This window comes from Pseudoalteromonas sp. KAN5 (genome assembly GCF_022846535.1).
Lineage (GTDB): Bacteria > Pseudomonadota > Gammaproteobacteria > Enterobacterales > Alteromonadaceae > Pseudoalteromonas > Pseudoalteromonas haloplanktis.
In genome coordinates this window covers 2,350,005-2,362,618 of the sequence record NZ_AP025589.1, presented here as the reverse complement: position 1 = coordinate 2,362,618, position 12,614 = coordinate 2,350,005, and the positions used below count along the sequence as shown (strand labels likewise).

General features: G+C 43.9%; 6 protein-coding genes and 3 rRNA genes. 8 read left to right on the top strand and 1 reads right to left on the bottom strand.

Going from position 1 to position 12,614, the window contains the following annotated elements; genetic code table 11:
• The first annotated feature begins 62 nt into the window (after positions 1-62).
• The 4 genes from pomA to KAN5_RS10565 all read left to right on the top strand — a co-directional run bounded on the left by pomA (position 63) and on the right by KAN5_RS10565 (position 4,354).
• Entirely contained in the window at positions 63-830 is a 768-nt protein-coding gene (pomA, locus tag KAN5_RS10580; RefSeq protein WP_016708069.1) for a flagellar motor protein PomA, read from the top strand.
• A gap of 2 nt (positions 831-832) precedes the next feature.
• Positions 833-1,756, top strand: coding sequence for a flagellar motor protein MotB (locus KAN5_RS10575; protein ID WP_016708068.1), 924 nt, complete (start codon positions 833-835; stop codon positions 1,754-1,756).
• A 145-nt stretch (positions 1,757-1,901) separates the two neighbouring features.
• Entirely contained in the window at positions 1,902-2,399 is a 498-nt protein-coding gene (locus KAN5_RS10570; RefSeq protein WP_016708067.1) for a hypothetical protein, read from the top strand.
• Positions 2,400-2,449: 50 nt separating this feature from the next.
• Positions 2,450-4,354, top strand: a complete 1,905-nt coding sequence (locus KAN5_RS10565) for a DNA topoisomerase III (protein WP_016708066.1) — start codon at positions 2,450-2,452, stop codon at positions 4,352-4,354.
• A gap of 5 nt (positions 4,355-4,359) precedes the next feature.
• Here KAN5_RS10565 and KAN5_RS10560 read toward each other — a convergent pair whose 3' ends face one another.
• Positions 4,360-5,670, bottom strand: a complete 1,311-nt coding sequence (locus KAN5_RS10560) for an amidohydrolase (RefSeq protein WP_016708065.1) — start codon at positions 5,668-5,670, stop codon at positions 4,360-4,362.
• Positions 5,671-5,769: 99 nt separating this feature from the next.
• On the opposite strand from KAN5_RS10560, the gene KAN5_RS10555 reads away from it, so the two are divergent.
• The 4 genes from KAN5_RS10555 to rrf all read left to right on the top strand — a co-directional run bounded on the left by KAN5_RS10555 (position 5,770) and on the right by rrf (position 12,348).
• A complete protein-coding gene (locus KAN5_RS10555; RefSeq protein ID WP_244389673.1) occupies positions 5,770-6,627 on the top strand; it encodes a tetratricopeptide repeat protein in 858 nt (285 codons plus the stop codon).
• Positions 6,628-7,255: 628 nt separating this feature from the next.
• A 16S ribosomal RNA gene (locus tag KAN5_RS10550) occupies positions 7,256-8,795 on the top strand.
• 295 nt (positions 8,796-9,090) lie between these two features.
• Positions 9,091-11,977: ribosomal RNA gene (locus tag KAN5_RS10545) — 23S ribosomal RNA — on the top strand.
• Positions 11,978-12,233: 256 nt separating this feature from the next.
• Positions 12,234-12,348, top strand: a 5S ribosomal RNA gene (gene rrf, locus KAN5_RS10540).
• The 16S, 23S and 5S rRNA genes sit together here, the layout of an rRNA operon.
• Positions 12,349-12,614 lie beyond the last annotated feature (266 nt).

Below are 12,614 nucleotides of genomic sequence, written 5' to 3'. Positions count from 1 at the left end.
GCAGTTAATAATAAAAATTTACTGTCGCGGGCAGTAAAGCATGAGTTCCTTTGGAGGGGTAAGTGGATTTAGCAACCATTATAGGTATTCTCGGCGCTATTGGCTTGATTGTCATGTCCATGTTTTTGAGTAGCAGCGGCGAAGTGGCGATGTTCTACAATACTCCGTCTGTAGTGATTGTATTTGGTGGCTCGATTTTTATCGTGTTATCAAATTATACAATGAGCCAGTTTTTTGGCATTGGTAAAGTTGCTGCCAAAGCGTTTATGTTTAAAATCGAATCTCCCGAAGAGCTTATCGAAAAAGCCGTTGAGCTTGCTGATTCAGCACGTAAAGGAGGGTTTTTAGCACTCGAAGAAGCTGAAATACCAAATGCATTTATGCGTAAGGGCGTCGATATGCTTGTCGATGGTCATGATGCTGATGTGGTTAGAGCGACACTACAAAAAGATATTGCACTGACTTCTACTCGCCATGAATCGGGAGCTGGCTTATTTAAAGCGCTTGCCGATATTGCCCCTGCTATGGGCATGATTGGTACACTTATAGGTTTGGTGGCAATGCTATCTAATATGGATGACCCTAAAGCAATTGGCCCGGCAATGGCGGTCGCACTTTTAACAACCCTGTATGGTGCATTTTTAGCCAACGTAGTGGCGATACCAATTCAAGTTAAATTAGAGCTACGTAAAGACGAAGAAGCAATGAACCAGCGTTTGATTTTAGATGCTGTGTTAGGTATTCAAGATGGTCAGAATCCAAAAGTTATCGAAGGCATTTTGAAAAACTACCTCGCTGAATCAAAAAGAAAAGTCGATACTGAGGAGTAAGCATGTCTGAGCAAGAGTGCAAGTGCCCACCACCAGGACTTCCTGCTTGGATGGGGACGTTTGCGGATTTAATGTCATTGTTGATGTGCTTTTTTGTGCTTTTGCTCGCGTTTTCAGAAATGGATGTGCTGAAATTTAAACAAATCGCGGGCTCGATGAAGTTTGCTTTTGGTGTGCAAAATAAAATAGAAGTAAAAGATATCCCCAAAGGTACATCGGTGATTGCCATGGAATTCACCCCAGGTAAACCTGAACCTACTCCGATAGAAACCATTCAACAGCAAACTGTGGAAATGACCCAGCAAATGTTAGAATTTCAGGCGGGTGATGAAAGCTCTGCGGGTGGGCGTCAAGAACAACGTGGTAACAAGCGCGGTGGTGAGTCGCAAAGTACTGCGCAACAACAAGCCTCTGAGCAATCAATTGCTGCAGCCGATCAAGAGCAAGTTAATGAGCTGGTGAAAAAAATAGCGCAGCAATTAGAACAGCAAATAATGGATGGGGCGATTGAACTGGAATCGTTAGGTCAGCAAATTATTATTCGTATTCGCGAAAATGGTTCATTTCCTTCTGGCAGTGCCTTTTTACAGCCTAAATTCAAACCTATTATTCGTGATATAGCCACGCTGTTAAAAGATGTGCCAGGTGAAATTACGGTCTCGGGCCATACTGATGACTTTCAAGTATCTAATGAGCTGTATACCAATAATTGGGACTTGTCATCAAAACGAGCTGTTGCGGTAGCAAGCGAAATGCAAAAAGCACAAGGCTTTGATAAAACTCGTATGGTTGTAGTTGGCCATGCAGAAACACGGCCATTAGTTCCTAATGAAACTGACGCAGATAGACGTCGTAATCGCCGCGTAGAAATATCAATCATGCAAGGGAAGGCAAAAGAATCTGATCCAATAGATGTTCGTCAATGATGCTTGGCAAAGTACCTAATTTAGCTTAAAGTGACTTTTTAACAAGTGTAACGGAGTGACGTATGAAAAAGGTTGATATATATAGCTATATGCCGGGCAATGGTTCTGGTGGCGATGAAGAAGAGAAGAATGTTAAGTAACGCCAATGCCTAATTGGGTGAACAATGTAATTTTTATGCTTGAATATAGCTGGGTGTTATTTTTACTACCAGCTATTTTTGTATTTTATTTACGTAAGGATTGGCTGGCATTTCGATTCGTCTTGATTACAGCTTTTTTCTTTTCGTATGGGGCCGTGATTTATTCAAGCCTAAGAGAATTTGATGACCCTTATATTTGGCGTTACGTAGTTTGGGCATTTAACGATCTAGCGTGGATGGCTTTGATTGCCTACTTAGGAATTAAAGATAAGGTGTACCTTTGGCAAAGTGTCATTGGCCAACTTGTAGTTATAGCTGCACCCTTATTACAATTATTTCGTTTGGTTGATCGTCACTTGTGGGATCTCTCCTACAGCACGATGATGTATAAAACACTGCTACCTATCATTAATACTGCAACAGTGGTGGTGTGTTATCTACCATTGATTTACTTATTATCCCGTAAATCGGAAACGTCAAACAAGGTTAATATTTCCCAGTAAATTTATGTGTGCTAGACTACTGTTTATATAAACAGTTGTTGTGGCTTGCTATGAAATTATACATTGCTGAAAAACCATCCCTTGGTCGTGCGATTGCCGATGCCCTCCCAAAGCCGCATAAAAAGCATGATGGCTATATTGAAGTAGCCAATGGTGATTGCGTTTCTTGGTGTATTGGCCATCTGCTAGAGCAAGCCGAACCTGACGATTATAATGAGCAATATAAAAAATGGCGCTTTGATGATTTACCTATAGTGCCACAGCAATGGCAGTTAAAAGCAAAGTCAAAAACTCGTAAACAGCTTACAGTACTTAAAAAGTTAATCAAACAAGCCGAACAGCTTGTTCACGCTGGCGATCCGGATAGAGAAGGCCAATTGCTTGTAGATGAAGTCATTGAACAAGTAAAATTATCACAGGCCAAAAAACACAGTATTCAACGCTTATTGATCAGTGATTTAAACGTCAGTGCAGTTAAAAAAGCATTAGCGAGTATGCGTACCAATCGTGATTTTATTCCACTAAGTGTTTCTGCACTGGCGCGCTCTCGGGCTGATTGGTTGTTTGGCATGAATCTAACGCGTGCTTATACCTTAGCTGGGCAAAAAGCAGGGTTTGGTAATGTGCTTTCTGTTGGGCGAGTACAAACACCAATATTAGGGTTGGTGGTTCAGCGTGATAACGAAATTGCTAATTTTGTCGCGAAACCTTTTTATGAAGTATTAGCCCATTTAAGCACCGAAAATAAAGAGCCATTTACTGCAAAATGGCAACCAAGCAAAGCGTGTGAACCTTATCAAGATGAAGAGGGGCGAGTGCTGCATCGCGGTCTTGCTGAAAATGTTGCATCACGTATCACTGAGCAACCCGGTGAAGTGACGGCGCTTGAGCAAAAACAGAAAAAACAACAAGCCCCATTACCCTATAATTTATCAGCACTACAAATTGACGCTGCAAAAGCATTTTCTATGCCCGCACAAAAAGTCTTGGATATTTGCCAAAATTTATATGAACGCCATAAACTCATTACTTATCCTCGTTCAGATAATCGTTATTTACCCAAAGATCATCACCAAGAAGCTGCGAGTATATTAAAGGCTATTGCTATTAATGGTGGTCAAAGTGAGGCGCATTGCCAAGGTGCGGATAGTGGCAAACGCAGTAAGTGCTTTAACGATGCTAAAGTTGCGGCGCATCACGCTATTATCCCGACAGCTAAGCAGTTGAAATCAGTAAGTTTGAATGCTGAGGAAAGTAAAGTGTATGGATTGATCAGCCGTCATTATCTGATCCAATTTTATCCAGATTACATTTACAATGAAACAAAAGCGGAAATAACAATTAATGGTGGGGTTTTTAAAGCCAACGCAAAACAAGATGTCAGTTTAGGCTTTAAAGCATTAATGGGAAAAACCACATTAAAAGATGAGCAGACATTACCGCCATTAAGCAAAGGGCAAAAGTTACATTGTGGGCGGGGCGAAGTTATCGATAAAATGACCACGCCACCGGCCCATTTTAATGACGCGACACTGCTTGGCGCGATGACTGGCATTAGCCGTTATGTTAAAGATCCAGAAATCAAAAAAATATTAAAAGAAACTGATGGTTTAGGAACCGAAGCCACTAGAGCGGGGATTTTAGAGCTGCTATTTAAAAGACAGTTTTTAAAGCGCCAAGGTAAACTTATTTTAGCAACTGATACAGGTAAAGCATTGATCACTGCGTTACCTGATGGTTTAGCCAGTCCAGATTTAACTGCAAAATGGGAAGCATCTTTGGGAAGTATTGCAGAGCAGCAGATGAGTTATCAGCAATTTTTAAATCCCTTATTGGCAGATTTAGCTGGGTTTGTTGAGTTAGCCAAAAATTGTGATAGTAATGTATTTGCGCACTTACCAAAAACGCCGCCAAAGCGACGTTTTAAAAGAAAAGCCAAGTCAAAATCGGCTTAGCGGATTTACTGATTAAATAACGCAACGGCAGCATTACTCATCGCTTTTATTCCTGTTGGCAGTGCTACTTTATAATCAGGTGCAAATTTACTTGAATGCAATGATGGTAAAGTGGTCCCTGATTTTTGTGCCGCAGCGTATTGAGCTTGTTCAACCCCACCTAACCAAAACAAGGTGATGGGAATATTTTTGTCAGTTCGACCATACAAGCCAAAATCTTCCCCAGCCATTACCGCTTCTGTTTCTAGTACATTACTAGCACCAATTGCAGCACTAATTGCACTACGAACAATATTTGTTTGTGCAGGGTTATTATAAGTTGAGGGAATTGATTCATCTTCATGCACAAACACTTCTGGCATAAGCGATTCTTCTAAGCCAGCGCTTAATGCAATCCCTTGTGAAATACGTTTGATTGCTGCAATTTGTTGTAAACGCACTTCGGGGTTATAACTGCGTAAAGTAAGTTGTAATTTCACTTCATCAGAAATGACATTATGTTTAGAGCCACCATGGATAGAGCCAACAGTTATTACTGATGGCTCTAACGGTGAAAGCTCACGGCTAGTGATGGTTTGTAGTGCTAATACAATGCGTGATGCAATGACCACAGGATCAATCGTAGTGTGTGGATAAGCACCATGACCGCCTTTTCCTTTGACTGTAATATCAACAGAATCGACACTTGCCATGGTGTACTCGTTTTTCATACTGACTTTCCCTGCAGGTACGCTGGCACTGACATGCAGAGCAATAACATGATCAGGAGTGGGGAATTTAGAGAATAACCCCTCTTTGAGCATTGCTTTTGCGCCACCCCCCACTTCTTCTGCAGGTTGTGCTACCATCATTAAAGTACCTTGCCATGCATCTTTATGCTTCACTAACTGCTGAGCAGTACCAATGAATGAACTCATATGAATATCGTGGCCACAGCCATGCATTACACCAACAGTCGCACCATGCTCATTAGTAACAGTGACCTTAGACGCATATGGTTTGCCAGTTTGCTCAATAATAGGTAAACCATCGGTATCAGTGCGGATCATAATTGTTGGACCATCACCATTTTTATAAATTCCGACTACGCCAAACCCACCAACATTGTCAGTGACTTTAAAATCAAGTTGTTTGAGTTGTTTTGCTATTTTCTGTCCTGTTTGTTGCTCGTGGTAAGAAAGTTCGGGGGACTGGTGTAAATCTAAGTAAAACTTTTCAATTGCAGGCATGGTTTTATCTAGCTTGAGATCTAACGTCGTGGCGCTGACCAGTGGACTTATAAAAAGTAGGGCGGCGTAAAGTTTGTGAAATTTCATAAAAGACCTTTTTGATTTATGGCTTGTGAGCGGGGCTTGTAATTATTGTATCTGCCACCATATAAAACCCTAAATAGTCTGATATGGCAATCAATCGTAATGAATAATATGGTCAATGTTAATCCGCAAAACCTGCAACAAGTACTAGGTGAAACTTCACAGCAAAAACTGGTACTACTTAGCTTTTACTCTGCACAGAGCCCTGAGTGTCAATCGCAAGCAGCCATTTTAGAAAAAATTGTCAGCCAATACGGTGAGCATTTACTCGTTGCAACGTTAGATTGTGATATTGAACAGCAATTAGCTGCGCAATTAGCACAACAAATTGGTTTGCAAACACTGCCAACTCTTGTGTTTTTGAAAGATTCTGCGCCAGTTGATATGTTAGCGGGGGCACAGTCTGAGCAACAAATACGCGATGTGTTAGCTAAGCATTTACCAGCACAACACGAATTACTGCTAGAGCAAGCTAAACAGGCTTTAATAGCACAAGATCTTAATAGTGCCTTCAATTATGCAAAGCAAGCTTACGAATTAGACACTACCAATGCACGAATTAAATTGGTGTTGGCAGATATCTGTATACAAATACATAAGCTTGATGATGCGCAAGCACTACTGGCATCTGTAGCAGAAAATGAGCGTGATGCTTACTTTACAAATATTCAAGCAAAATGCGAGCAGGCTCTTTTAGCACAAGAATCACCAGAAATAAAAGCATTGCAAGTTCAGGTTGAAAAATACCCGAATGATTTAGAAATTAAAGCCGAGCTTGCTGACGCATTAAATCAGGCTGGTCGTAAAGAAGAAGCGTTAGAGCTACTTTTTAACATTTTGAAAAAAGATTTAAATTTTGCTCAAGCAAAGCCTACTTTTTTAGATGTAATAGCGTCTTTACCTGATGGCGATAGCTTAGCCGCAAAATATCGTAGAAAGCTCTACAGCATACTATATTAAGGAAGTTTTGTAGCAGACAATAAAAGCACCACGCCACTGTGGTGTTTTTTTATACTAAAAACTTGCTAAATACAAAACCTAAGTAATACTTAAGATCCTCTCGAGAAAAGTTTGTCTGTTTTTTATTCAGTAAACTACATGTTTTATGTGTCTTAGTGCGTTTTTTGTGCGAAGTTCGCTTTTTTTTATGTTTCTATTAAAAAACGCTTGCGTAAAATTCGCGGCGCCCTATAATGCGACCCCACTGAGACGGCAGAGCAGGCAACGCATAGCGAGCCAAGTAAGTCACTTAGTAAGTCGAGTAAAACTTGAGTTTAGATTTTTAATAAAGTTTAAAATTAAGTGTTGACAAAAAAATAGGAAAGCGTAAAATTCGCTTCCCTTGAGTCGCCAAGGCAACTCAAGCGTTCTTTAACAATATAAAGCAATCATCTGTGTGGGCACTCGTACAGATTGAGTTCTAACAGCGAAGCTACTTAGGTAGTAACGCAAACAAATTTAGAGTCTCAATTGAAACTGAGTGACCAACAGCAATAAATTTATTTATTGCAGCACAGTCAATTCAATATCGAAAGATATTAAATAAATTCAGAATTCATTGAGCTGTTCTACGGAACATAAAAACTTTTAATTGAAGAGTTTGATCATGGCTCAGATTGAACGCTGGCGGCAGGCCTAACACATGCAAGTCGAGCGGTAACATTTCTAGCTTGCTAGAAGATGACGAGCGGCGGACGGGTGAGTAATGCTTGGGAATATGCCTTTTGGTGGGGGACAACAGTTGGAAACGACTGCTAATACCGCATGATGTCTACGGACCAAAGTGGGGGACCTTCGGGCCTCACGCCAAAAGATTAGCCCAAGTGGGATTAGCTAGTTGGTAAGGTAATGGCTCACCAAGGCAACGATCCCTAGCTGGTTTGAGAGGATGATCAGCCACACTGGGACTGAGACACGGCCCAGACTCCTACGGGAGGCAGCAGTGGGGAATATTGCACAATGGGCGCAAGCCTGATGCAGCCATGCCGCGTGTGTGAAGAAGGCCTTCGGGTTGTAAAGCACTTTCAGTAAGGAGGAAAGGTTAAGTTTTAATAGAGCTTAGCTGTGACGTTACTTACAGAAGAAGCACCGGCTAACTCCGTGCCAGCAGCCGCGGTAATACGGAGGGTGCGAGCGTTAATCGGAATTACTGGGCGTAAAGCGTACGCAGGCGGTTTGTTAAGCGAGATGTGAAAGCCCCGGGCTCAACCTGGGAACTGCATTTCGAACTGGCAAACTAGAGTGTGATAGAGGGTGGTAGAATTTCAGGTGTAGCGGTGAAATGCGTAGAGATCTGAAGGAATACCGATGGCGAAGGCAGCCACCTGGGTCAACACTGACGCTCATGTACGAAAGCGTGGGGAGCAAACAGGATTAGATACCCTGGTAGTCCACGCCGTAAACGATGTCTACTAGAAGCTCGGTTCCTCGGAACTGTTTTTCAAAGCTAACGCATTAAGTAGACCGCCTGGGGAGTACGGCCGCAAGGTTAAAACTCAAATGAATTGACGGGGGCCCGCACAAGCGGTGGAGCATGTGGTTTAATTCGATGCAACGCGAAGAACCTTACCTACACTTGACATACAGAGAACTTACCAGAGATGGTTTGGTGCCTTCGGGAACTCTGATACAGGTGCTGCATGGCTGTCGTCAGCTCGTGTTGTGAGATGTTGGGTTAAGTCCCGCAACGAGCGCAACCCCTATCCTTAGTTGCTAGCAGGTCATGCTGAGAACTCTAAGGAGACTGCCGGTGATAAACCGGAGGAAGGTGGGGACGACGTCAAGTCATCATGGCCCTTACGTGTAGGGCTACACACGTGCTACAATGGCGCATACAGAGTGCAGCGAACTCGCGAGAGTAAGCGAATCACTTAAAGTGCGTCGTAGTCCGGATTGGAGTCTGCAACTCGACTCCATGAAGTCGGAATCGCTAGTAATCGCGTATCAGAATGACGCGGTGAATACGTTCCCGGGCCTTGTACACACCGCCCGTCACACCATGGGAGTGGGTTGCTCCAGAAGTAGATAGTCTAACCCTCGGGAGGACGTTTACCACGGAGTGATTCATGACTGGGGTGAAGTCGTAACAAGGTAGCCCTAGGGGAACCTGGGGCTGGATCACCTCCTTATACGATTTAGAACTTATTTGTTCGAAGTGTCCACACAGATGATTGTTAGTTAGTAAGCCGCAAGGTTTATTAATTAATATGCTCTTTAAAAATTTGGAAAAGCTGATAATAAAATTCGTATGAATAACATTGTTATTTATACAGAGTTTTCAAAAGTAAAAAAGAATGATAGCAGTATCATTCAGTGCCATTTAATTGTTTCTTTGAAATGATTGATTGGTATCTACTTTAGTATTCAATATTAACTTCTGGCGAAGTTAAACTGTCACAAAACAAAGACCCGTTTGGGTTGTATGGTTAAGTGACTAAGCGTACACGGTGGATGCCTTGGCAGTTGGAGGCGATGAAGGACGTATTAACTTGCGATAAGCTTAGTCGAGCTAGTAAAAAGCACTTGAGACTAAGATTTCCGAATGGGGAAACCCACCTGCTTGCAGGTATCGTTAACTGAATACATAGGTTAACGAGGCGAACGCGGAGAACTGAAACATCTAAGTACCCGTAGGAAAAGAAATCAACCGAGATTCCGGAAGTAGCGGCGAGCGAAACCGGAACAGCCCTTAAGCTTATAATGTGTTAATGGAAGGCTCTGGAAAGTGCCACGATACAGGGTGATAGTCCCGTACATGAAAATGCATTTTAAGTGAAATCGAGTAGGTCGGAGCACGTGAAACTTTGACTGAATATAGGTGGACCATCATCTAAGGCTAAATACTCCCAACTGACCGATAGTGAACCAGTACCGTGAGGGAAAGGCGAAAAGAACCCCTGTGAGGGGAGTGAAATAGAACCTGAAACCGTGTACGTACAAGCAGTAGGAGCAGACTAGTTCTGTGACTGCGTACCTTTTGTATAATGGGTCAGCGACTTATATTTTGTAGCGAGGTTAACCGATTAGGGTAGCCGTAGGGAAACCGAGTCTTAACTGGGCGAATAGTTGCAAGGTATAGACCCGAAACCCGGTGATCTAGCCATGGGCAGGTTGAAGGTTGAGTAACATCAACTGGAGGACCGAACCCACTAACGTTGAAAAGTTAGGGGATGACCTGTGGCTAGGAGTGAAAGGCTAATCAAACCGGGAGATAGCTGGTTCTCCCCGAAATCTATTTAGGTAGAGCCTCGGACGAATACTTACGGGGGTAGAGCACTGTTAAGGCTAGGGGGTCATCCCGACTTACCAACCCTTTGCAAACTCCGAATACCGTAAAGTACTATCCGGGAGACACACGGCGGGTGCTAACGTCCGTCGTGAAGAGGGAAACAACCCAGACCGCCAGCTAAGGTCCCAAAGTCATAGTTAAGTGGGAAACGATGTGGAAAGGCCCAGACAGCCAGGAGGTTGGCTTAGAAGCAGCCATCCTTTAAAGAAAGCGTAATAGCTCACTGGTCGAGTCGGTCTGCGCGGAAGATGTAACGGGGCTAAACTATGCACCGAAGCTGCGGATTCAAAATTTATTTTGAGTGGTAGGGGAGCGTTCTGTAAGCCGTTGAAGGTGACCCGGGAGGGTTGCTGGAGGTATCAGAAGTGCGAATGCTGACATGAGTAACGATAATGCGGGTGAAAAACCCGCACGCCGGAAGACCAAGGGTTCCTATCCCATGTTAATCAGGGTAGGGTAAGTCGACCCCTAAGGCGAGGCCGAAAGGCGTAGTCGATGGGAAACGGATTAATATTTCCGTACTTGGTATAATTGCGATGGGGGGACGGAGCAGGCTAAGCAAGCATGGCGTTGGTAGTCCATGTGAAAGTGAGTAGGTTGGTGACTTAGGAAAATCCGGGTTGCTAAGACTGAGACACGAGACGAGCCACTAAGGTGGTGAAGTTGCTGATGCCATACTTCCAGGAAAAGCCTCTAAGCTTCAGATTATACCGAATCGTACCCCAAACCGACACAGGTGGTCAGGTAGAGAATACTAAGGCGCTTGAGAGAACTCGGGTGAAGGAACTAGGCAAAATCGTACCGTAACTTCGGGAGAAGGTACGCTCCTATCTGTGATGAGATTTACTCTCTAAGCGGACGGGAGCCGCAGTGACCAGGTGGCTGGGACTGTTTATTAAAAACACAGCACTGTGCAAAATCGCAAGATGACGTATACGGTGTGACACCTGCCCGGTGCCGGAAGGTTAATTGATGGGGTTAGTTTTCGGACAAAGCTCTTGATCGAAGCCCCGGTAAACGGCGGCCGTAACTATAACGGTCCTAAGGTAGCGAAATTCCTTGTCGGGTAAGTTCCGACCTGCACGAATGGTGTAACCATGGCCACGCTGTCTCCACCCGAGACTCAGTGAAATTGAAATCGCAGTGAAGATGCTGTGTACCCGCGGCTAGACGGAAAGACCCCGTGAACCTTTACTACAGCTTGGCACTGAACATTGAACCTACATGTGTAGGATAGGTGGGAGACTTTGAAGATGAGACGCTAGTCTTGTTGGAGTCGTCCTTGAAATACCACCCTTGTAGTTTTGATGTTCTAACGTTGGCCCCTGAATCGGGGTTACGGACAGTGCCTGGTGGGTAGTTTGACTGGGGCGGTCTCCTCCCAAAGAGTAACGGAGGAGCACGAAGGTTGGCTAAGTACGGTCGGACATCGTACGGTTAGTGTAATGGTAGAAGCCAGCTTAACTGCGAGACAGACACGTCGAGCAGGTACGAAAGTAGGTCATAGTGATCCGGTGGTTCTGAATGGAAGGGCCATCGCTCAACGGATAAAAGGTACTCCGGGGATAACAGGCTGATACCGCCCAAGAGTTCATATCGACGGCGGTGTTTGGCACCTCGATGTCGGCTCATCACATCCTGGGGCTGAAGTCGGTCCCAAGGGTATGGCTGTTCGCCATTTAAAGTGGTACGCGAGCTGGGTTTAGAACGTCGTGAGACAGTTCGGTCCCTATCTGCCGTGGGCGTTTGAGAATTGAGAGGGGTTGCTCCTAGTACGAGAGGACCGGAGTGAACGAACCGCTGGTGTTCGGGTTGTCATGCCAATGGCATTGCCCGGTAGCTACGTTCGGAACTGATAAGCGCTGAAAGCATCTAAGCGCGAAGCAGGCCTCGAGATGAGTTCTCACTAGACTTTTAAAGTCTCTGAAGGGCCGTTGAAGACTACAACGTTGATAGGCAAGATGTGGAAGCATGGTGACATGTTAAGCTAACTTGTACTAATTACCCGTGAGGCTTAACCATACAACGCCAAACGCGTTTTATCATTTACGTCCATGTAAATGACTAAAGCCGCACAAGTGCGTTAAAATCTGTTCCAGACAGATTTTTATGTGACTGTTTAAGCGCAGAAGTTAAGATTGTAGGTCGTGATTTATCGCGACAACTAAAGTAGATTTACTAGCAGCTGTAAGCGATAAGCTTTAAGTTGTAAGAAAACAATTATCAGCATTTTCAAATTTTAGTTAGTGCGTAGAAATACGAACTGACACCAAATTTGCTTGGTGACAATAGCGTTTTGGACCCACCTGACCCCATGCCGAACTCAGTAGTGAAACGAAACAGCGCCGATGATAGTGTAGCATTTGCTATGTGAAAGTAGGTCATCGCCAGGCTCCAAATAATAGAAACCCGTTACAGCGATGTAACGGGTTTTTTGTTGTAAAGTATAGCTGTCAGCGTTAAGCCGTCAGCTATCAGCCGCACAGTGTCAACCTGGATACCGCAGCGTGGGTTGAGGGCTCCCACGGATTAAAGAACGCCACGAACTCCTCAGAGCGCAACATACACCTTTAAAACGGTGCCTCTTTAACTCTCCTGCATTTTAATCTTGAAAAACTCGAAACTCGAAACTTATTATAACACTTGCGTTTATTGTTCT

Coding starts and splice junctions, on each gene's coding strand:
- KAN5_RS10575 (WP_016708068.1), top strand. CDS start 833: ATGTCTGAGCAAGAGTGCAAGTGCCCACCACCAGGACTTCCTGCTTGG.
- KAN5_RS10570 (WP_016708067.1), top strand. CDS start 1,902: ATGCCTAATTGGGTGAACAATGTAATTTTTATGCTTGAATATAGCTGG.
- KAN5_RS10565 (WP_016708066.1), top strand. CDS start 2,450: ATGAAATTATACATTGCTGAAAAACCATCCCTTGGTCGTGCGATTGCC.
- KAN5_RS10560 (WP_016708065.1), bottom strand. CDS start 5,670: ATGAAATTTCACAAACTTTACGCCGCCCTACTTTTTATAAGTCCACTG.
- KAN5_RS10555 (WP_244389673.1), top strand. CDS start 5,770: ATGAATAATATGGTCAATGTTAATCCGCAAAACCTGCAACAAGTACTA.